At 68.1% G+C, this 19,196-nt stretch carries 22 protein-coding genes and 1 pseudogene; 13 read left to right on the top strand and 10 right to left on the bottom strand.

From position 1 onward, the window contains the following. The first annotated feature begins 31 nt into the window (after window positions 1-31). A complete protein-coding gene (locus CMC5_RS32930; RefSeq protein ID WP_050434116.1) occupies window positions 32-850 on the top strand; it encodes a diguanylate cyclase in 819 nt (272 codons plus the stop codon). A gap of 24 nt (window positions 851-874) precedes the next feature. Here CMC5_RS32930 and CMC5_RS32925 read toward each other — a convergent pair whose 3' ends face one another. The 4 genes from CMC5_RS32925 to CMC5_RS32910 all read right to left on the bottom strand — a co-directional run bounded on the left by CMC5_RS32925 (window position 875) and on the right by CMC5_RS32910 (window position 3,419). Next, entirely contained in the window at window positions 875-1,618 is a 744-nt protein-coding gene (locus tag CMC5_RS32925) for a hypothetical protein (RefSeq protein WP_050434115.1), read from the bottom strand. A gap of 118 nt (window positions 1,619-1,736) precedes the next feature. Beyond that, window positions 1,737-2,585, bottom strand: coding sequence for a class I SAM-dependent methyltransferase (locus tag CMC5_RS32920; protein ID WP_050434114.1), 849 nt, complete (start codon window positions 2,583-2,585; stop codon window positions 1,737-1,739). Window positions 2,586-2,643: 58 nt separating this feature from the next. After that, entirely contained in the window at window positions 2,644-3,078 is a 435-nt protein-coding gene (locus CMC5_RS32915; RefSeq protein ID WP_050434113.1) for an SRPBCC family protein, read from the bottom strand. Then, window positions 3,075-3,419, bottom strand: a complete 345-nt coding sequence (locus tag CMC5_RS32910; RefSeq protein WP_050434112.1) for an ArsR/SmtB family transcription factor — start codon at window positions 3,417-3,419, stop codon at window positions 3,075-3,077. Before CMC5_RS32910 ends, CMC5_RS32915 begins: the two co-directional genes overlap by 4 nt. Before the next feature lie 157 nt (window positions 3,420-3,576). On the opposite strand from CMC5_RS32910, the gene CMC5_RS45265 reads away from it, so the two are divergent. Continuing rightward, entirely contained in the window at window positions 3,577-3,750 is a 174-nt protein-coding gene (locus tag CMC5_RS45265; RefSeq protein ID WP_156339037.1) for a VOC family protein, read from the top strand. A gap of 79 nt (window positions 3,751-3,829) precedes the next feature. Here the strand turns inward: CMC5_RS45265 and CMC5_RS32905 are convergent, their stop codons facing one another. Then, on the bottom strand, window positions 3,830-4,864 hold the full coding sequence (locus tag CMC5_RS32905) for an aldo/keto reductase (RefSeq protein WP_082363007.1): 1,035 nt from the start codon (window positions 4,862-4,864) through the stop codon (window positions 3,830-3,832). 218 nt (window positions 4,865-5,082) lie between these two features. Here CMC5_RS32905 and CMC5_RS32895 point away from each other — a divergent pair, with 218 nt between their 5' ends. The 5 genes from CMC5_RS32895 (at window position 5,083) to CMC5_RS49285 (ending at window position 9,248) form a co-directional block, all read left to right on the top strand. Beyond that, a complete protein-coding gene (locus CMC5_RS32895; RefSeq protein ID WP_050436265.1) occupies window positions 5,083-5,664 on the top strand; it encodes an NADPH-dependent FMN reductase in 582 nt (193 codons plus the stop codon). 344 nt (window positions 5,665-6,008) lie between these two features. After that, window positions 6,009-7,379: a GTPase HflX gene (gene hflX, locus CMC5_RS32890; protein WP_050434110.1), complete on the top strand. Its 1,371-nt coding sequence runs from the start codon at window positions 6,009-6,011 to the stop codon at window positions 7,377-7,379. Between the two features lie 112 nt (window positions 7,380-7,491). Continuing rightward, window positions 7,492-8,136 (top strand): HTH domain-containing protein, encoded by a 645-nt coding sequence (locus CMC5_RS32885; protein WP_050436264.1) that lies wholly within the window; start codon window positions 7,492-7,494, stop codon window positions 8,134-8,136. 279 nt (window positions 8,137-8,415) lie between these two features. Beyond that, window positions 8,416-8,877: a hypothetical protein gene (locus CMC5_RS32880; protein WP_063796698.1), complete on the top strand. Its 462-nt coding sequence runs from the start codon at window positions 8,416-8,418 to the stop codon at window positions 8,875-8,877. An 8-nt stretch (window positions 8,878-8,885) separates the two neighbouring features. Further along, complete coding sequence (locus CMC5_RS49285; RefSeq protein WP_156339036.1) at window positions 8,886-9,248, top strand: recombinase family protein; 363 nt, start codon at window positions 8,886-8,888, stop codon at window positions 9,246-9,248. A 2-nt stretch (window positions 9,249-9,250) separates the two neighbouring features. On the opposite strand, the gene CMC5_RS32875 is transcribed toward CMC5_RS49285, so the two are convergent. Then, window positions 9,251-10,123: a hypothetical protein gene (locus CMC5_RS32875; protein WP_050434108.1), complete on the bottom strand. Its 873-nt coding sequence runs from the start codon at window positions 10,121-10,123 to the stop codon at window positions 9,251-9,253. Window positions 10,124-10,282: 159 nt separating this feature from the next. On the opposite strand from CMC5_RS32875, the pseudogene CMC5_RS32870 reads away from it, so the two are divergent. Together CMC5_RS32870 and CMC5_RS32865 are read left to right on the top strand one after the other, a co-directional pair. Next, window positions 10,283-10,552, top strand: a pseudogene (locus tag CMC5_RS32870) (helix-turn-helix transcriptional regulator); the annotation flags it as partial. Between the two features lie 96 nt (window positions 10,553-10,648). Next, entirely contained in the window at window positions 10,649-11,335 is a 687-nt protein-coding gene (locus tag CMC5_RS32865; protein WP_050436263.1) for a hypothetical protein, read from the top strand. Between the two features lie 228 nt (window positions 11,336-11,563). On the opposite strand, the gene CMC5_RS32860 is transcribed toward CMC5_RS32865, so the two are convergent. After that, window positions 11,564-12,127, bottom strand: a complete 564-nt coding sequence (locus CMC5_RS32860) for a DUF2239 family protein (protein ID WP_245677937.1) — start codon at window positions 12,125-12,127, stop codon at window positions 11,564-11,566. Window positions 12,128-12,351: 224 nt separating this feature from the next. Between CMC5_RS32860 and CMC5_RS32855 the strand changes: the two genes are divergently transcribed. Next, complete coding sequence (locus tag CMC5_RS32855; protein ID WP_050434105.1) at window positions 12,352-12,891, top strand: GNAT family N-acetyltransferase; 540 nt, start codon at window positions 12,352-12,354, stop codon at window positions 12,889-12,891. A 7-nt stretch (window positions 12,892-12,898) separates the two neighbouring features. Here the strand turns inward: CMC5_RS32855 and CMC5_RS32850 are convergent, their stop codons facing one another. Beyond that, entirely contained in the window at window positions 12,899-14,326 is a 1,428-nt protein-coding gene (locus CMC5_RS32850) for a chitinase (protein ID WP_050434104.1), read from the bottom strand. Between the two features lie 657 nt (window positions 14,327-14,983). Here CMC5_RS32850 and CMC5_RS32845 point away from each other — a divergent pair. From CMC5_RS32845 to CMC5_RS32835, 3 genes are all read left to right on the top strand, one after another. After that, a complete protein-coding gene (locus CMC5_RS32845; protein ID WP_245677934.1) occupies window positions 14,984-15,688 on the top strand; it encodes an RNA polymerase sigma factor in 705 nt (234 codons plus the stop codon). Window positions 15,689-15,693: 5 nt separating this feature from the next. Continuing rightward, window positions 15,694-15,930: an anti-sigma factor family protein gene (locus tag CMC5_RS32840; protein ID WP_050434102.1), complete on the top strand. Its 237-nt coding sequence runs from the start codon at window positions 15,694-15,696 to the stop codon at window positions 15,928-15,930. A gap of 317 nt (window positions 15,931-16,247) precedes the next feature. Beyond that, window positions 16,248-16,826, top strand: a complete 579-nt coding sequence (locus CMC5_RS32835; protein ID WP_050434101.1) for a hypothetical protein — start codon at window positions 16,248-16,250, stop codon at window positions 16,824-16,826. A 15-nt stretch (window positions 16,827-16,841) separates the two neighbouring features. Here the strand turns inward: CMC5_RS32835 and CMC5_RS32830 are convergent, their stop codons facing one another. Together CMC5_RS32830 and CMC5_RS32825 are read right to left on the bottom strand one after the other, a co-directional pair. Further along, window positions 16,842-17,900, bottom strand: coding sequence for a helix-turn-helix domain-containing protein (locus CMC5_RS32830; RefSeq protein ID WP_169796730.1), 1,059 nt, complete (start codon window positions 17,898-17,900; stop codon window positions 16,842-16,844). Window positions 17,901-18,636: 736 nt separating this feature from the next. Beyond that, a complete protein-coding gene (locus CMC5_RS32825) occupies window positions 18,637-19,185 on the bottom strand; it encodes a dihydrofolate reductase family protein (RefSeq protein ID WP_050434099.1) in 549 nt (182 codons plus the stop codon). Between the last annotated feature and the right edge of the window lie 11 nt (window positions 19,186-19,196).

Here is a 19,196-nt window from a genome sequence, read left to right as displayed (position 1 = left end):
GCCACCTCGGATGAGCATCTCTCAGGACTCGATGGCTCCAGACCTCCTCCTTCTCGTCCATTCGCAGGATGCGAAGCTCCTGGGCAGGAGCTACCCCCTGATGCCTTCTGCCGGCGTGATGACGATCGGGAGGCATGCTGAAAACACCATCGTGATCGGCAGCGACACCGTCTCACGGCACCACGCTCGGTTCGAGCACCGAGAAGATGGCTGGTGGGTAGTCGACACCGACAGCACCAGCGGCACCTATGTGAACGGGGAGCGGGTGCAGAGCGCGCTGCTGCAGCGGGGTGACAAGGTTGGTGTCGGCGGTACGATCTTGAAGCTCACGCGTTCCGACGACGTCTCCCGAGGCATCGTCGAGCCGAGATCCTGCGACCTGGAATTCGACGGTCTGACGAAGGCGTACAACCGTCGTTACCTTCGCGAGCGGCTCGGCGACGAGCTGCAGCGCGCCCGGAGTACCGGACGACCCCTCGCGCTGGTGCTGTTCGATCTCGACCGCTTCAAGAACCTCAACGACACGTATGGTCACCTGGCGGGAGATCAGGTGATACGAGACCTCGTTCTGCTCCTGCGCAACCACGTGCGTCCGGGTGACGTCCTGGCGCGGTACGGTGGTGACGAGTTCGCATTGATGCTTCCGGAAACGGATCTTGCGGGCGCCGCGCTGCTGGCGGAGCAGATCCGTGTCGCGATCGCAGCGCACACCTTCCGCGTCGACGCACACTCTCTCTCGTTGACCACCTCGGCGGGCGCTGCCCAGGCGTGCGAGGACACCCACTCGGCGGAAGATCTCATCCGGCTGGCAGACCATGACCTCCACGCCAGCAAGTGCAGCAAGCGCTGACCTCCAGCCGACGCCGGTGCCTTGCTACTTCAAGCTCCGCAGTGCGCGGGTGCAGATGCGCTCCGTGGATTTCCCACGGCTCTCCCGTCGCCAGCGATCGCACAGGTCGAGCGCCCACTGCGGGCGAGACTTGGCGGCATCGTTGATCCAGTTCGCGACGGAGTCCTGCACATATTTCTCGGGATCGGCGCGGAGGGCTTCGAGCAAGGGCAGGCCGAGCCGAGGCGCGTCGAGCAGCTTCTGGATCTTCGCCGACCACACGCCACGAGGGCGCGTTGCCTCGGTCGCGAAGCGACGGATGCGCGGAGAGGGATCGGCCGTCCACGCCTCCAGGTGCGCGATGGCCCCCTCGATGTCGCTGGCCACGTGAGCGCGCACGGCGAGCCAGGCCCACTCGCGGACCCCGAAGTGCGGATCGTCGGCGCTCTCGCGCACCCGGTCCAGACGTTCGCGCAGATCGAGCGCAGGGATCGCGGCGACGACGTAGGGCGCGAACCCGCGCACGGTGTCGGCGGTATGTCTGTGGAGCTGCGGGATGCAGTCCGGACCGAGGCGATCATGAAGGAGCTGGCCTGCTGCGGTCATGCGCGCGGTGATCGAGGTGCTGGTGAGCTGCTCTCCCTCGCGGTCCGTGAGCGTGAGGGCCGGGAATGCGCCCTCCAGGAGGCGCCGCGTATCGACGGCCAGGATCTCGGTGAGCGTCTTCGTGGGGCGTTCGCCGCGAAGGAGCGCAGGGTCGAGGGAAGGGCGGTTCTTCTGGGTGGTCATGATGGCGTGGGGGCTGGGGCTGGCCGTTGGTCGCGTGCAGGGTCCCTGGGCCTGCGGAGGCGTCACGGCGGAACGCGCCCATGGAAGCGTCGTATCGGCCGAGCGGGAACGTGCCAGGTCAGCGCGCGGTCTTCACGTGAACGGCGGTCGGGATCGCGTTCCGCACGAGTGGCAGGCGTGACACCAGGGGGAGGATGTGCCCAGCGACCCCTCGAAAGGTGGGGAGCGGGACGAGCTCGACCGAGGTGACCCGAGGGCTCCAGCGACACAGGGTCGCCTCGATCGCCTCGGGCTGGATGCCCCAGGGCATGGGAGGCGTTCGGTAGTGTTTCGTCTTCTGCCATCCTGCGGCCGAGCGCGTCTTGCGCGAGAGCCAGGGGGGGATGGCGTCGAACATCAGCTCGACGCCAGGAAAGCGCTCGATGATGGCGACGAGGAGGGCGCGGACCTGCTCCTCCTCGAAGTACATGAGCAGGCCTTGGGCGGTCACGAAGACACCCTGTGAAGCCTCGACCTCGTTCATCCAGGAAGTATCGAGTGCGCTCGCGGCCACGTGACGACGCCTCGAACTCGGCTGGATGAAGCGCTCGCGGAGGGCGATGGCCTGCGGAAGGTCGACGGAGACCCAGCGCACCTGCCCATCGTCCAGACGAAATGCCTGGGTCTCGAGGCCGTCCCCCAGATTGACGACGGTGCCGCCACGGTGAGCGCACATCCAGGTGCGCACGACGTCATCGAAGAGCTTGGCGCGGATGGCGTGAAAGATCTCGGGTGGACCGAACGAACGCTCGTAGTCGTACGCGATGGCTTCGGCGATCCGGACGGCGTGCGGGTCGTCGAGGACGCGATCGGGGCGTTTCGCCTCCGAGGCGCGGTTGTGCAGCGTCCAGAGCATGGTCTCCGGCACCCCTGTCAGGTGAACGCGCCGCGGGGGGGTCGGAGCCGTGGGGGTCGTGAGCAGGGTCATCGGGTCATCCCTCGTGACGTCTGCTGCAACTGCTGCAAGCGGTGCGCCACGAGAGGGCTTAGAGCACGGCGGCGAGCAGGTCCAGCCACTCACCCCACCCTTGCTTCAACGCCTCGAGGCCATCGTCGCCGGGGCCGAGGCCATCCCACCCGTTCTCCAGGGTGAGTTCGGTCATTCCCGAAGGCAGTGGGCGCAGCGTGACGCTCACGAACTCGTCGAAATAGTCGGTGTTCGGCGTTGCCCCGACATGCTGGAACGTCATGACGATGCGACGCCCGGGTTCGAGGACGAGGTACTCGCCGGCATGAACGTTCACCGTGCCATCGGTTTCGTGGTTCTCGATGCGGTAGCGCCCGCCGACCCGTACGTCGGCCTCGACGACGGTGGCAAACCAGCGGCGCATGATCTCCGGCTGGGTCCAGGCGGCGTAGACCGCCTCCGGCGAGGCATCGATCGTGCGGACCATCGCGAACAGATGCTCGGGCTTCTTCATCCTGCGGGCTCCTTCGAAGAAGCGGCGAACAAGGCTTCGAGGCGGTCGAGCCGCGTGCTCCAGAACTGCTCGTAGGACTGCAGCCAGCCATGCGCCGCCCCGAGCGGCCTGGCTTCGAGCTGGCAGACATGCGTCCTGCCCTGCACCGTGCGCCGGACCAGGCCAGCGCTTTCCAGCACCTTCACGTGCTTGGAGGAGGCAGCCAGCGAGATCTGGAACGGCGCCGCCAGCTCGCCGACCGTCTGTTCACGGAGCGCCAGACTGCTGAGCATGGCGCGACGCGTCGGGTCGGCGAGCGCGTGGAACACGCGGTCGAGGGAAGCAGCTTGTTGCTCAACCATCTGGTTGATGATTGGGGAGCCGAGGACCGACTGTCAACCATCTGGTTGATGATTGGGTCACGAGGACGTGGCACCCACCCGAGCCGACGGCGTGCAACCCTGGCGACGAGCCGCTCCGAGGAGCGACTCGGGATCGTTCACGACGAGGCGCGCCGACGTGACCATCGTGCTGAACCACTTCATCGTTCCTGCGCGAGACAGAGGCGTCTCTGCGCGCTTCTTTGCCGACATGATGGGGCTCATGGTCTCGCCGCAGGAGGGCCGGTTCATCCCTGTTCGCGTGAATGCGGACCTCACCGAGATGTTCACGCGCGTGACGCCGGCGTCCTGACGCTCCTGGTCGTCGCAGGCCGGTGTCAGGTCTCCTCGAAGCCCCCGACGTCCTTGCCGGCCCCGCTTCGCCTGGCCGTTCAACCGAGGAGTGCGATCATCTTGCGGCGCGTGTTCTCGTCCGGAAGACGCCCCAGACCCGCCTTCAGGTTGTCGGCCACATGGTCTGGCTTGGCGGTGGCCGGGATCGGGCAGGTCACCGCCGGGTGCCCGAGGATGAACTTGAGAAAGAACTGCGCCCAGCTCGTGCAGTCGAAGTCCGCGGCCCACGCGGGCAGCGCCTTGCCGCGAACCCTCTGAAACAAGCTTCCTTCGGCGAAGGGGCGCATCACCAGCACGGCCGTGCCGGCGTCACGGGCCGCTGGAAGGAGCCGCTTCTCGACCTCTCGATCCTCGAGGTTGTAGGGGAGCTGCACGAAGTCGAGCGCCTCGGTCCGAAGGATCTGCTCCATCTCCTCGAACGCGCTGTGGGCGTAGTGCGTGATGCCGATGTAGCGGATCCGACCAGCCTCCTTCCACGCGCGGAGCGTCGGCAAATGGGTCTTCCAGTCGAGCAGGTTGTGGATCTGGAGCAGGTCCATGCGCTGGGTACGCATGCGCTGAAAAGAGCGCTCCATCTGCGCGATGCCCTCGGGTCCGCCGCGGGTCCAGACCTTGGTCGCAAGGAAGGGCTTTCCGATGGCGCCGAGGTCGGCGAGCACGTCCCCGGTCACCGTCTCGGCGCGACCGTACATGGGCGACGAGTCGATCACCCGACCGCCCGCGGCGAGGAGGCGCTGGACCACCTCGCGCACCGGGCCGCGCTCGTCGCCCGTGCTGGCGATGTCGAACGTCTGCCAGGTGCCGAGGCCGATGACGGGGAGCGCTTCACCACTCTTCGGGATGGGGCGGGTGTTCATCGTGGCGCCTTCCTGGGCTGAGGGTCGAGCCTGCGGGGCAGGGGACTCGGTGGGACCCGAGGGCTCGGCCGAGGCCCCGGTGGACGGGCCAGCTGGCTTGCTGGTCTCGCGCCCCGCCTGGGCTTCGGCCTTGTCGCGCAGACAGCCACCGATGGCGACGCCCGCGGGGATCGTCAAGGAGAGCTGCAAGAGCCTCCGTCGCGTGAGGTCGTGCATGCGGCGAGTGTGGCATCACGCTCCGCATGGAGCGAGCCGCGCGGGCCGACGCGACCAGCACGTCCGTCGCCATCCGAGGTCGCGCGCGGTCTCGCGTGGCAGCTCGATCCCTGGGCGCTCGCCGAGCACCGGGCGCGACGCTTGCTTGATTTCTCCGGCCGTCACCTCGACCGCACCCCTGTCCTCTCCCTCCCCACCCACACCAGGAGAACATGGACATGTCGGATCTCCCTCTTCACCTCGCGGTGCTCATCTGCGCCACGAGGGAAGGTCGGCTGGGCGCCACCGTGGCGCGATGGTTTCTCGATGAGGCCGAGCGTCGGGGCGATGTGCGCCTGGACGTGATCGACCTCATCGAGGCGGGCCTCCCGGTCGAGCATCAGAAGAAGGCCCCGCCCGAGGTCGCTGCCTTCGCGGCGAAGATCGGCGCCGCTGACGCCTTCGTCGTCGTGACCTCGGAGTACAACCACGGCTACCCGGCGCTGCTGAAGGCGGCGATCGACTCGGCATCCACCGAGTGGCATGCGAAGCCCCTGGGCTTCGTCTCGTATGGCGGCACGGCGGGTGGTCTGCGCGCCGTCGAGCAGCTCCGGCAGGTCTTCGCCGAACTGCACGTGGTGACGATGCGCGACACCGTGAGCTTCCAGATGGCGCAGCGGCAGTTCGACGAAGCCGGGCGCCCCAGGGATCCGGGCGCGAGCAGCAAGGCGGCCAAGGCGATGCTCGACCAGCTCGTCTGGTGGGGCCTCGCGCTCCGCCAGGCGCGCGAGATCCATCCTTATGGGCGTCCCGTGGGCTGAGCGGGCGTCCCATGGGCTGAACGGGGATTGGCGTGGTCGCCTTCTCCGGGTAAGCTACGGCTCGATGTTGGCGAGCATTCGGTTGCGTTAAGACCGGCAGCGGTCGCACGAACGATGACGGCCCTTCGCGCCTGATGTGCGAAGACCCTCGTGTGCGGCGCTGCCTTCCGTACCCGCGTTCCTTCAGGGAAGGTCCCGGGTGCGGTGCGCATGCCGAGGGCCTTGCTCGTCCACCGTCGTGATCGTCCACAAAGGATCGCAGCGGCACGAGCTTCACGAAGGTTCGACACGCCGTGTGCCCCGCATCGCGGGCCTTCCCTGGACCTGACCCAGAGGAGGCCATCATGGCGAAGCGTTCCGATCGTTCACGTTCTGATCATCATCCCGTTCACCGTCCCCTTCATTCCCAGCGCGCGCTGGTCATCGCCGTTCAGCGTCCGGAGCAGCCGGACGCCGAGGTCTCGAGGTCGCTCGGGGAGCTCGTGCGGCTCGCCGGCTCCCTCGGGATCCACGTCGTCCAGCGTGTCGTGCAGCGGCGACTCGGCGCGAGCGCCACCTCGCTGGTGGGAGAGGGCAAGCTCCGCGAGCTGGCCGCGCTGACCGGCGGCCCGGGCGAGGTCCATCCAGGGCCGAAGGCGGCTGGGCCACCGAGCGTCGAGCCCGAGGTCCCGCCGGTCGTCGACGTCGTGCTCGTCGACGCCGAGCTGACCCCGGGGCAACAGCGCCACCTGGGCATCGCCCTGGGGGTCGACGTCCTCGATCGGACGGCGATCATCCTGCGGGTGTTCGAGCTGCATGCCCGGACCCGCGAGGCGATGCTCCAGGTGGAGATGGCCCGTCTCCACCACGAAGCGCCCCGGATCCGCGACGACACCGGCCTTGGTGATCGCGAGGGGGGCGGCGGGAGGGGCGGACGCGGCCACTCCAACGTCGAGCTGCGCAAGCAGCGCCACCGAGCCCGGATCGGCGCCCTCCAGCGTGAGCTCTCCGTGGTGAAGGCCCAGCGGGCGATGCAGCGCGCTCGTCGGCAGGACATGCGGCGGGTGGCCCTCGTCGGCTACACGAATGCGGGCAAGTCCTCGCTGATGCGTGGCCTGACGGGGAGCGACGTGCTCGTCGAGGACAAGCTCTTCGCCACCCTCGGCACCACCATCCGGGCGCTCCAGCCGCCGGCGAACCCGCCGATCCTCGTGGCGGACACGGTGGGGTTCATCGAGCACCTGCCCCACGCGCTCATCGAGTCGTTCCGCTCCACGCTGGACGAGGTGCACGAGGCGTCGCTCTTGCTCTTCGTCGTCGACGCCTCGGATCCTGCCTTCGAGACGCAGCTCTCGGTGACGCGCCAGGTCGTCGACGAGCTTGGCGCGGCTCAGATCCCGGCGAAGGTGTTGCTCAACAAGATCGACCGGCTCGACGACCTGGAGCGTGCTGCGCTGGAGGAACAGTTCCCCGACGCGCTCGCGATCTCCGCGCACGATCCGGCCGATGTGCGGCGACTGAGGGAGGAGGTGATCCGCTTCTTCGAGGGGAAGATGACCACCGCACAGGTCTGCGTCCCCTACCAGCTCGCCCGCGTCTTCGCGGGCCTGCGGCAGGAGCTGCAGGTGCTCACCGAGGAGTACGGTGAAACAGGCATCCTCCTCACCCTGCGCGCCTCGCCCGAGGTGCTCGCGCGCCTCGAGCATCGGCTCGCCCAGCACGAGGAGGTCGCCTGACGGAAGGCTCCGCCCCGCCTGCCCGAGATCGAGGTGCCGACGACCACCCGATCATCGCAGGCGGGGCGTGCGCTTGCCGCAGCGCCTCGACCTCGGTATGCGCTCGCCCGAGGTGCAGCGAACCGAGCGACTCTTCGCCCTGGCCGAGTACCTGCGCGGCCGCCGCACCGGCGTCACCGCCGAGGCCCTCGCCGAGCGCTTCGGCGTGACCATCCGCACCATCTACCGCGACCTCGACGCCCTCCGCGCCGCCGCGATGCCCGTCGCTGCGGAGCGGGGCCGTGGCGGCGGCTACGCCCTCGACCGCAGCTACAGCCTCCCCCCGGTGAACTTCACCGCGCGCGAAGCCGCCCTCCTCGTCGCCCTGGGCCGCTTCGCCATCGACACCCGCCTCCTCCCGTTCACCGACACCCTCCAGTCCGCCCTCGACAAGGTCCGCTCCGCCCTCTCCACCTCGGCCCAGCGCGACCTCCTCGCCCGCCTGTCGGAGCTGTCGTTCAGCGGCGTGCCCGGCCTCCCCAGCAACAAGGACGTCCGCGCCGCCGTCGAGCGGGCGTGGTTCGAGCAGCAGCCACTCCGCATCGTGTACGTGGACGGCAACTACATCCAGACGACCCGCGAGATCCGCATCCAGTCGATTCTGATGGACCGCCACGAGACCCGCCTCGACGCGATCGACCTGAACCGGGGCGAGCGCCGCCATTTTCGCCTCGACCGCATCGCGCAGGCCGAGGTCATGCGCATCGCCCCCCGCTGAGAAGACGACGAACGCCGCCTGCGCTCGAGCCCCTGGCTCACCGCTTCGGGCCTGACGCTCGTTGTCCCGGGAAGCGGGCGAAGTCCCTGGCCGTGGGGTTCAGGTGACGCCACCGCTTGCGCGAATGGTGTCGCCCGTGACCGCCGTGTTGATGGCCGAGCACAGGAACACGATCGTCGGGGGCTCCGGGAAGACTTGGAGGCTGCCCCCGAGGTGCCGTGGCCGTGACGCTTGGTAATTCTTCCCACGTACTCATGGGCCTGAAGCAAGATGGTGGGCATGCTCAGGCTGAGGAAGGACGTAGCCGGCAACGCCGGAGTGCTGTTCGTCGCCGCCGAACTGTCGAGACGAGGTTTGACCGCCCTCCCGACGATTCGGAACACCGAGGGCGTGGACCTCATCGCCTCTGAGCCGAATGGGGGGCGGAGCGTCGCTCTTCAAGTGAAGACGAACCAGTCGAGGAAAACGAAGTGGCTCCTCTCCAAGAAGAACGAAACGCTCGTATCGTCGACGCTGTTCTACGTGTTCGTGAACCTTGGCCTCCCAGGCGAGTGTCCCAGGTTTTTCGTCGTCCCGAGCGAGACGGTGGCCCACACGATCAAGACGAGCCATCAGGCATGGCTGAACACGCCGCGACGAGACGGGAACCCGCACCCGGATGGCAGCCTCAGAGCCTTCTTCGACCAACAGGAGAAGCACCTGGATAACTGGGCAGTGCTTGGTCTGAAGATGATCGTGTAGGCGCGAAAGTGTGGTTCAGTTCGACGCTGCCAGCGACGTACCAGAAGGGTGAACCCCAACTTCGACAAGTCAGCAATAGACCTCGTGCCGGGCTCTACTGCCGTGTCAGCAATCACGATCAGCGGCCAAAAATGCAAGGTCCACGAGCGGCGGCAGTTGGCCGAACAAGGCGGCTGGAGATCGTGGTCGAGTACGTGGACTGCGCAGTTAGCGGCGCACGTGAGCGTCGTCCCGAACTTGACCGGCTACCGTCTGACGTTCACCCGGGCGGCGTCGACATCCTCTCCTGCTGGCGCTTCGAGCGATTAGCCCCGTCGTTGCGACACCTGATTTCAGCGCTCGACGATTTTCGGGAACGGGCGTTGCATTGATGCTACACGGCCGGCGCAGCCTGTACTGCGTCTTGCGCTTCTTCGTCCGCCAACGACACGACAGTGTAAATGGCTTGGAGGAGCCGAAGCGCGTCTACGAGGCTGGCATCAGCAGGACCGCGCCCGTGCAAGATCCAGTGACGGTTGAGGGCACGCGGCTTTGGATCGCCATGGAAATTCTTCTTATAGAGCAGCTCGACGAAGGCTTGCGTCGCGGACCACATGACGTGGTCGAGGCCGTCAGATGCCAAAGTTGCGATCTTGTCCTTGAAGAATTTGTCCCTGGCCGCTCCCTGCCAGAAACTATCGCCCCAACAGCTACGCGCCACTCCCTCGAACAGCGGGATAAGCGCCGTCACGACGAGACGATACTTCTGGTGCTCAAGACCGAACCCGACCTCCTCAATAAGCGCTCTAAACTCGGCGAGGCGCGCATGCTGTCGAAGAGCTGCCAGAAGTAGCGGTAACGACTGCTTCTCCGTATCGGCATAGAAGCGGGCGAATGCGGCGTCTATGGCCTCTGGGCCGTTAGGCACCTGCAGCAGGATCTCGACGACGTCAGTCAGGCTTACGTTCATCGGGAACGTCCAGCCCATTCGGCCGATGCCCTCCGCGTTCTTCAGCGCAGCCTCGGCAGCCTGGATCCTCGTCACGCCAACCTGCAACCGTTGCTGGAAGGACTCCAGCCACCCGGATTCAAAGGCAGTCTGAATCTTCATTGAGATGTCGTGAAGTTTTTCTTGCAGCGGGGCGAGGAACGCTGCCGCAACCGTCGTCGGCTGCTCATGCAACAAGGCCACCGCTTGCTGCATCACGGAAGACAACTGGACGGGGGCCGTGCCAACGTCACGTGGGGCGTCGTGGTCTGCCGACATCCCACCAGATTGTCACGCGATGCCGAGGGGGCACAAGCACAGCAGGGGGTGGTCCCCAGGGAACGCTGTGGACTGGTTTCGCCGCCCCCGAGACATCTTGCCGTGGCCACGTTGCCGTAGTCCGTCGACTGGGACCCCTTCCCCGACCGCCTCGACGACCTCGCTCGCCGTGTGGGGGCGAGCCCTCGCCATCTCCGCCGTTCCTTCACCGAGGCGGTGGGCATGAGCCCGAAGGCCTTCATTCGAAGCGTCCGCTTGCAGCGCGCGGTGCGTGCCCTGCGCGCCGGAGAACTCCTCACCAAGGTGGCTGCCGACGCGGGGTACTACGACCAGTCCCACATGAACGCTGATTTTCGTGAGCTTCTGGGCATGACCCCGGGCGCCTTCATGCGGCGTGACGAGGCTTCACCCCCCCTCCGTGTCTGCTGACGCTCGCTTCTTGCGGACGCTCGGCTTTCCTGACAGCCCACTCCAGCGCCGCCGCCCTGAACCCGACCTGCACCTCGTGCTATGCCGGGCGAGTCGATGGCGGACGAGGAGACGAGTGACGACGCCGGACTCCGGTTTCTGAGAGCGGTCGAGGTCATGGTGATCCTCCCGGACGAAGCCCGGACCACCGCGGCCAGGTGGCTCGACCAGAGTCGCGCTCGGCACCCGGAGGACGCCCTCGACCAGCACCAGGACCGGGCCGCGCGCGACCTCGTCGGGTATTACGCCAGCCTCGCTGCGACCAGCGGCGGCCTCACCTCCCTGGCGGGCATCGTCCCTGGCCTCGGCACGGCCGTCGCCATGCTGGGCGGCGGCGTCGCCGACGGCGCGATCTGCATGAAGCTCCAGGTCGACATGTGCCTCTGCCTCGCTGGCGTGTTCGGGTGGGATCTCGACACCGAGGAAGCCCGCTATCTCTCGTTCCTCCTCTCGGCCGGCGCCACGCTGGAGCGAGCCGGGGACGACGACGGCGAACGACTCGACACCGAGGGCGGCGTGGCACGCGTACGGCGCATGCTGAAGGGCGCCAGGCTCCAGTCCACCTCCGACCTCTTCAAGAAGGTCGGCATCGTCCTCGCCCGTAGCTCCATCGCCAAGTCTCTCCCTTTCGGCATCGGCGTCGTCTTCAGCGGCGGAACGAACTACGCGCTCATGAAGTACGTGGGGGAGGCGGCCACCTGCTGGCTCCGCCTGGATCGCGCGACCACCGATCCAGCGGCGTGAAGCGCCCCAGCCGCGCCTCGATCGCCGTCGCGGCCTCCAGGCAGAGATCCTCGCACGCAGAGACCTCTCCGCGCGCGACGAGTTCGGCCAGCGCCGAGGCCGAAAGCTTCCAGCAAGACCCGTTCACGTTCCTCTCCTCTCGTCGCAAGCCGGCCCATGGCGTCACGTCGGGTCGAGTCCCCGAGCTCCGTCTCCCCGCCCGAGCCTCTCCCTCGGCCTCTTCCCCGGCTAAGGAGCCGCTTCGTCCTGCCGGAACGAAGGCTTCGCCAGCCGCGCCGCGTGCTCTCGGACGTCCTCCGGCCACGCTCGGATCTGCTCCGCAAACCGCCCTGCATCCTCGGCGAACAGCGCGCGTGTCGCCTCCTCGTACCCCGGCAGGTTGCCCGCCATCGTCGTCAGGAACTGGCTCGCCGCTTCTCGTGCCAGCCGCGCTTGCTCCTTGCCGGGATCCCGCTTGCTCGCCTCCTCCACCAGCCTTCGCAGCGCCGCCGAGATCCCTTGTGGCTGCTGCTCGAGCCACGCCCAGTGCCGCGGCAGCAGCGACACCTCCCGGCTCACCACCCCGAGCTTCGGACGCCCCGGCCCGGTGCGTGGCGCAGCCGGCGTCGCGCGTGCGACCACCTCCTCCGGCGTCCCCTGGAAGTTGAAATCCACCTGCCGGCCCGTCCTGTCGTCGAACAGGAGCACCACCTCGTCGCTCCCCTCATCGAGGAGCGCCTTCGTGCGAAGAAGCACCTCGCGCAGCCCCCCCGACACCAGACACCGGGTCCCCACGAACGCTGTGTACGTCACGTCGTCGTTCATCGTGAGGTGTTTATACCCGGGTAAATTCTCTGGTCAATAGCACCCGGGTAAAATGTGAATCGCCTGCGTTTCTGGCGTTTCTCGCTCGCCACAGGCCCCTCGGGCGCCGTTCCAGACGAGTGCGCCTGCTCCTGCGGTCCCCCTGCCCAGCGCCCTTGAGCCACCCGGCGCGGGACGCTTGCCACCACCCGGCCTCGGGGCCATCGATGGACATGCTCATCGTCGACCTTCGCCCCGAGCACCCTGGTGACGCCGCCGCGATCCGCCGCGTGAACGAGCGCGCCTTCAACACACCTGCCGAGGCCGACCTCGTCGACGCCTTGACCCGCAACGGCGGCGTCACGCTCTCCCTCGTCGCCTCGATCGACGGCCAGGTGGTGGGTCACATCCTGTTCTCCCCGGTCACCATCGAACGCGAAGGCGCGCACGACGAGGCCATCGGCCTCGCCCCCATGGCCGTCCTCCCCGAGCACCAGCGTCGCGGCATCGGCGACCGCCTGATCCGCGAGGGCCTCGACCGCCTCCGACGCGCAGGCCACGGCGCCGTGGTCGTCCTCGGCCACCCCGCCTACTACCCGCGCTTCGGCTTCGAACCCGCCAGCCGCTTCGGCCTTCGCTGGGAGATCGCCTGCCCCGACGAGGCCTTCATGGCCCTGGAGCTTCGCCCTGGCGCCCTCGTGTCCCACCCCGGCATCGTGCGTTACCGCCCGGAGTTCGGCGCCGTCTCCTCCGCCGAGCCACCCCCCGCCTGAGCGCGCCTCAGTTGTGCAGGAAGGCGCCGAGCGGCTGCGAGAAGACGTACCCGTCGTGCCGGTCCCAGTTGATCGACCACGTCATCACCCCACGGAAGCTCGGATAGCTCGCCGAGGGAACGTGCTCGCCGCAGTTCGTGCGCTGCGTGATGCAGCGGTAAGCGTTCTGGATCGTCGCGTTGCTCGTCACCGGCGAGTTCGACGCACTGGGCCCCGAGGGCAACCCGAACGCCAGCTTGCTCGCAGGGAGCCCCTGGAACTGCGACCCGTTCGCCATGGTGAAGCCCTCCAGGAGCATCGTCACCGAGACGACCAGGTTGTCGACCGTGGCCTCGGGATAGAGCTTCCCGTTCCGGTACGCCGGCGTGTTCGGCGTGGGGACGCTGCTGTTGTTGTAGAGCTGCACGTGCAGGAGATCGAGTTCGTCCCGCAGCCCATCGATGACGGGCAAGTACGCGCCCCAGATCCCCGAGTACGCGACGACGCCCCCTTGCACGTACGGGTGCTCCGGCGCCATCGACAGGTACATGTTCCCGCCCACGTTGGTGTTGATCGTCTTGATGGCGGTGACCAGCCGCTGCTGGATCTGCGTCCCGTGCAGCAACCCGGAGCCGCTCTCCAGGTCCACGTCGATCCCGTCGAAGCCCCACTCCTGGATGATCCCCGTCAAGCTGCTGACGAAGTTCGCCTCGTCCGCGGCCGTGTTCAGCGTGATCGTCCCCTCGGCCCCACCGAGCGAGAGCGCCACGATCTTCCCTGCCGCGCGCTTCGCCGCGATGTCGGTCTTGAACTGCGCCGCGTTGATGGCCGGGCAGCTCCCGCCGCCCGGGAAGGGCGTGAAGTGCACCGTCCCGTTGCTCTGCGGATCGTTGTCGGCGAACGCGACGACGATGACGTCCCAGTCGCTGGACACCTGCGACAGGGGAATGGTGCAGCCGCTGGGGTTCGTGAAGTTGTGCCAGTAGCCGATCAGCGCGTGCTCCGCGAAGGTGCTGGTGGGTCCACCGCCGGAGCCGCCACTGCCCCCGGAGCCGCCACTGCCTCCCGAGCCACCACTGCCCCCGGAACCACCATTCCCACCCGCGCCGCCACTGCCACCGTTCCCGCTCGTGGTGGTCGTGCTGCTGCTCGTGTTCGAGCACGTCCCCGTCTCCAGCCACAGCGCGGGCACGGCCTCGGGCGTCCAGCCTCCGAGGCTCGTATGGCTCTGGCGACACTCGTACGTCTTCCCCTGGAAGCTCACCACGGTGCCCACCGTGTAGCCGACGTTCTCGGCCCAGCTCGGGACGTCCTGGCACCCCACCGCCAGCGTGTGCCGCTCCATGTCCTCGTCGAGCTGCGCGTCCTCTGCGACGCATCCCCCCGTGCCTGATGCCGCCACGGCGAAGAGGAGAGACAGCAGGGATGCGGGGGCGAAGCGGAGCTGACGCGACATGGAAACCGTCCTTTGCGGGTCGAGGGGTGAACGGATCGTCCGAGCGGCGCAGGGCCACTCCGGCGCGGTCTCATCGCGCCGCCCTCCCGCTTTGCAGGGAGCAGGCCAGCGAGGCCCTCGCGCACGGAACGTGCGATTTTCAGCGGGTTCGCCGCGTGACGTGGCGCCTGCGCACAGGCGCTGCCGACGCGAGGCGATCGCGTGGATCGCCCCTCGGCGATCTGCCAGATCGCCCTCCCGGCGTGACGCCTCACTCTGGCTGTAGAGATCTGCGGACGTCTCTGTGCCCGTCAGGACGTCGTGGCCATCAAACCTTCCCGCAGAAGCACACAAGCCCCCAGGACAGCAAGAAACACCCCGCCATCACCCCGATGAACAGCGCGTCCATGGTCATCTCCCCCCTCGCTGCCGCACCAGCCATCCCCCAGGCGTCTGCTCGTCCCGGTCGTGTTCGGACCGGGACGAGCGGTGCGGTTGCCTCAACCGTGGCCAGGTACTTCATGACATCGCGTCGGGCCTGGAGCACGTCGCCGCCACGACTTCAGTCCTGCCGTCACGTTCCAGCACCTCGGGCGACGGCGTGCACCGCATCGACTGCGCCCCGCGCGACACCGGCCAGGGACCCGCGCCTTCTCCCCTCATGGTACTGTCGCTTCGTTGACGCCCCGGCCCCCTGCAGCTTCCGCGAGCGCCCCGCACGCCGCGAGCGCCCCTGCGCGGGTCGCCACCAGCACCCCGAACGGCATCCACCGTGAAGACATGGCCCTGGTCGCGCGCCTCGTGGCCGGCGACGAGGCCTGCTTCACCCAGCTCGTCGAGCGCTTGCACGGCCCCATGCAGCGTCTCGCTCGCACCCTGGTGCGCGACCAGGCAGGGGCCCAGGAGATCGTCCAGGAGACGTGGACCGTCGTGCTCGACAGCCTCCCTCGCTTCGAGGGCCGCGCGTCGCTCAAGACCTGGATCTTCCGCATCCTGACCAACCGCGCCCGGACCCGGGCCACCCGCGACAAGCGCATGGTCCCCGTGGCCTGGATGGAGGACGGCGGCGCGGACGACGAATCGGCCGTCTCCCCCGAGCGCTTCCACTGGTGGGGCCGCTGGACGTCCGCGCCGACCTCGTTCCCCTCGGCGAGTCCGGAGGACCACGTCCTTCGCAAGGAGATGGGCACCCGGCTGCTCGTCGAGCTCGACGCCCTCCCTCAGGGCCAGCGCGCCGTGGTCACCCTCCGGGACGTGGACGGGTGCTCCTCCGAAGAGGTGTGCGAGATCCTGGGCATCAACGAGACCAACCAGCGCGTTCTCCTGCACCGAGGGCGAGCGCGGCTCCGCGCTGCCCTCGAGCAGTACCTGCGGAGCGAGTAGACGCCATGTTCATCACCTGCCGGCAGTTGACGGAGATGATCACGGACGAAGGCGAGGGGAAGCTCTCCCCCGTCCAGCGGCTCGGCTACCGGTTCCATCTCTCGTGGTGCAGCCACTGCCGCATCTACGTCGACCAGATGCTCACCACCGTCGAGACCTTGAAGGCGCTCCCCGAAGAGCCCGTCCCCGAAGCGACCCAGGCCGAACTCCTCGCGCAGTTCCGCAAGCACCACACCCCCTGAATCTCCACCCGCATCCAGGCGCGGCCTCCCTCCGCCGCGGCCTGGTCTGTCGTTGGCGCGACCTGCACCTCTCCAGGGCCGCCCGGCCTGCCGTCGGCGCAACCAGCATCTCTCCACGGCCGCCCGGCCTGCCGTCGGCGCGGTCACCACCGACGCTCCGGTGAGCGACACCGCGCGCCAACTTCGTACCTTCCCGCGCCAAAAGCCGCGCCAGCTCTTGGGGAACGACCCTGTTTCGGCTGAGCTTCGCGCCGTCGCCGGTGCGCGGTCGTCTCAGGATCGCGACGAGCCGGGCGTCACCCTTCGAGGAGCTGAGGATGGACTACGGTTTCGATTCCAAGCAGACCCATGCGCTCGTCGTGTACGGCTATCCGCTCGACGGCCTCACGTACGCCCAGTGCGTCGATCTCGCCAAGGCGGTGCACGCCCTCGGCGGGCAGCTCGTGGCCGCTCCCAACGGTGATCTGACCGAGAGCGGGACCCCGAACGCCACCACGCCGGACGAGACGACGTGCTTCACCTTCCTGGTCGGTGCTCTCGCCGCGGAGATGAGCGTGCGATCGAGACAGGGCGCCAAAGGCAAGGCCACCAAGCTGGGCGCCGAGGAAACGGCACGCGCCGAGGCCGAGTTCGAGCGCGCGCAGGCGAAGCTCGACGCCCTCCTGGCAGAGAAGGGCGTGACCCCGGCGAAGGCCCCTGGCCTGTTCGTGCTCGCCGCGGGCCCCCTGGCGTCCGCCACGCTCGAAGGCAAAGAGGGCACGATGATCGAGCGCATCGACGCCGACGGCGAGCGCGAGGAACTCGGGAGCGAGCTGACCGTGAGCTACGACGCCGACCCCGACGCCGTGCAGGTGCATCTCCAGGGCACCTTCAAGCTCTCCGCGCGCTACGACTGAGCCCCTCGCCGCCCCTCAACCTCCGTGATCGCCCCCGTTTTTCCGCGACCGGAAGACCGCCGGCGTGGTGCCCGTCCAGCGGCGGAACGCCCGGAAGAACGGCGCGCTCTCCGCGAAGCCCAGACGCTCGGCGAGTGTGGCGATGGGCACCTTCGGATCCTCTAGCAGGGCCACCGCCCGCTCGCGCCGCACCTCGTCGAGCAGCGCTTGCAGGTGCGTGCCTCGCTCCGACAGCCGCCGCTGGAGCGTCCGCGTCGACACCCCCAGCGCCCGTGCCAGGAGCGACACCTTCGGCGCTCCCGGCAACGTGCGCGCCACCGCCACCCGCACCGCCTCCACGAACTCGTCGCGTCGCGCGCGATCGCCCAGGCGGCGCACGTGCTCGTCGAGCGCCAAGCTCACCGCCGGGTCCGCCGTGAGCAGCGGGCAGTCCAGCAGCGAAGCGTCGAAGGCGAGCGCATCCTCCTCGCACCCGAAGTGGTTCGGAGCGCCGAAGAACGCCTCGCACGCCGCCTGCTGGTCCCTCTCCGGGTGAATCCACGACACCGACCGGAACTCCATCGCCGGCCCTACCGCTTCGCGGCACCGCGTCGCCACCAGCCCGAAGAAGAACTCCGCCAGACGCCGCGACAGCCGCGGCCGGTTGCGCTCCCGGAGGACGAGCCGCGCCTCGTCCCCTTCGACGACGAGCGAGAGCGGGATGGCATCGACGAACACCCCGATGCAGTGGACGAACCGCTGGAGCCCCTCGCGCAGCGTCGCGCTGGACATCGTGTAGTAGTCGACGAACCCCAGGCTCGCCTGCGGGAACAGCGCGACGAGGTGCAGTCCGAGCAGCCCCGACGCCTCCAGCGCTGCGAGCAGTGGCTTCAGCTCACGCCCCGGGATCAAGGTCTCGGGCGCTGCGCCGCGCACCTTCTCGAACAGCGCCCGCGCCTCGTCCCGGTGCGAGCGTTGCCACAGCCTCGCAGCGACGGGCTGCACGAGCGAGGCCACGACGCCGGGCGTCACGCTGCGTGACGAGGGATGCGGGAGTTCTGCTGGGCATGCAGGCGGCACACATCGCGACGCCATCCGTGATGATGGGCCTTCCGCGAACCCGTGAGAGCCGTCGTCCGATGAAAGGGAAAGGTTGGGCACACCGCGGAGCATGGAGGTCGTTCTCTGGGCGGAAATGCGTCCCGAGAGTACGCCGGGCGGTCTGATTTCACGAGTCCCAGAGGGCAGTGATGGGGCACACCGGCGTGTTGAGAGGGGAGGTCGGAGGCGCGATCTCTTCCGTGGCGTGGAAGGGAGGGATGGGATGGCATGAAGGAAAGAGAGCACCTCGGGACGGTCCGGAGGGTCGTGGCTGATGCTGTGATGGCCGTGGGGACGGTCCGGAGGACTCTGGTTGGGGCCGTGGAGCGAGGGCGCTGGGGCGGTAGTCTGTCTGACGGTGGAGCTGGAGGCGGGCAGAGACTGCGAACCTCTGGACCCACCAAACGCGTGTCGGGGAACCTCGGCGAGCTTCCGACGCGTGTCGGGGGAACCTCGGCGAGCTTCCGACGCGTGTCGGGGAACCTCGGCGAGCTTCCGACGCGTGTCGGGGAACCTCGGCGAGCTTCCGACGCGTGTCAGGGAACCTCGGCGAGCTTCCGACGCGTGTCGGGGAACCTCGGCGAGCTTCCGACGCGTGTCGGGGAACCTCGGCGAGCTTCCGACGCGTGTCAGGGAACCTCGGCGAGCTTCCGACGCGTGTCGGGGAACCTCGGCGAGCTTCCGACGCGTGCCGGGGAACCTCGGCGAGCTTCCGACGTCCGCGGCTCGGCTACCGTTTCGGTGCGTACCGCATCGCCATGGCCCCCGAGGGGAGCTCCAGCCGTCCGACAAGCTTCAAGTCGATGTACTTCGAGAGCCCCGCGAACAGCGTCGGCCCATGGCCTGCGATCCGGGGATGCACGACGAACTCGTACTCATCGATCAATCCTAGCTCCGCCAGCGCTTTCGGGAGGGTGACGCCACCCGTCAAGATGCCGTTCCCCGACTTCTGCTTGAGCTGCTGAACGGCTTCTCCCAGGTCCCCGCGCAGGAGTTCCGCGTTCCAGTCGACCCCGGGAAGGGAACTCGACACGACGTACTTCTTCTTGGCGTCGATCGTTCTGGCGAAAGGCTCCATCCAGCCCGGCCTCGTCCCCGCAGGCACGGGGTGTCGCCACGCGACCTCCATCATTTCGTACGTCACCCGGCCAAAGAGGAGGCTATCGGCCTGCTCGATGTTCGCGACGGCGTGCTGGTGGATCTCTTCGCTCGGGACACCGGCGAGATGGTCGCAGCACCCGTCCAGGGTGACGTTGATGGAGTATCGAAGAGGTTGCATGGCGTGCTCCT

It is taken from the genome of Chondromyces crocatus (assembly GCF_001189295.1).
Taxonomy (GTDB): Bacteria; Myxococcota_A; Polyangia; order Polyangiales; family Polyangiaceae; genus Chondromyces; species Chondromyces crocatus.
This window is presented reverse-complemented; position numbering and strand designations above follow the sequence as displayed.

Coding starts and splice junctions, on each gene's coding strand:
- CMC5_RS32915 (WP_050434113.1), bottom strand. CDS start 3,078: ATGAAGAAGCCCGAGCATCTGTTCGCGATGGTCCGCACGATCGATGCC.
- CMC5_RS32910 (WP_050434112.1), bottom strand. CDS start 3,419: ATGGTTGAGCAACAAGCTGCTTCCCTCGACCGCGTGTTCCACGCGCTC.
- CMC5_RS32840 (WP_050434102.1), top strand. CDS start 15,694: ATGTTCATCACCTGCCGGCAGTTGACGGAGATGATCACGGACGAAGGC.
- CMC5_RS32835 (WP_050434101.1), top strand. CDS start 16,248: ATGGACTACGGTTTCGATTCCAAGCAGACCCATGCGCTCGTCGTGTAC.
- CMC5_RS32830 (WP_169796730.1), bottom strand. CDS start 17,900: ATGGCGTCGCGATGTGTGCCGCCTGCATGCCCAGCAGAACTCCCGCAT.
- CMC5_RS32925 (WP_050434115.1), bottom strand. CDS start 1,618: ATGACCACCCAGAAGAACCGCCCTTCCCTCGACCCTGCGCTCCTTCGC.
- CMC5_RS32930 (WP_050434116.1), top strand. CDS start 32: ATGGCTCCAGACCTCCTCCTTCTCGTCCATTCGCAGGATGCGAAGCTC.
- CMC5_RS32880 (WP_063796698.1), top strand. CDS start 8,416: ATGCTCAGGCTGAGGAAGGACGTAGCCGGCAACGCCGGAGTGCTGTTC.
- CMC5_RS32895 (WP_050436265.1), top strand. CDS start 5,083: ATGTCGGATCTCCCTCTTCACCTCGCGGTGCTCATCTGCGCCACGAGG.
- CMC5_RS32905 (WP_082363007.1), bottom strand. CDS start 4,864: ATGCACGACCTCACGCGACGGAGGCTCTTGCAGCTCTCCTTGACGATC.
- CMC5_RS32850 (WP_050434104.1), bottom strand. CDS start 14,326: ATGTCGCGTCAGCTCCGCTTCGCCCCCGCATCCCTGCTGTCTCTCCTC.
- CMC5_RS32865 (WP_050436263.1), top strand. CDS start 10,649: ATGGCGGACGAGGAGACGAGTGACGACGCCGGACTCCGGTTTCTGAGA.
- CMC5_RS32855 (WP_050434105.1), top strand. CDS start 12,352: ATGCTCATCGTCGACCTTCGCCCCGAGCACCCTGGTGACGCCGCCGCG.
- CMC5_RS32825 (WP_050434099.1), bottom strand. CDS start 19,185: ATGCAACCTCTTCGATACTCCATCAACGTCACCCTGGACGGGTGCTGC.
- hflX (WP_050434110.1), top strand. CDS start 6,009: ATGGCGAAGCGTTCCGATCGTTCACGTTCTGATCATCATCCCGTTCAC.
- CMC5_RS32920 (WP_050434114.1), bottom strand. CDS start 2,585: ATGACCCTGCTCACGACCCCCACGGCTCCGACCCCCCCGCGGCGCGTT.
- CMC5_RS32875 (WP_050434108.1), bottom strand. CDS start 10,123: ATGTCGGCAGACCACGACGCCCCACGTGACGTTGGCACGGCCCCCGTC.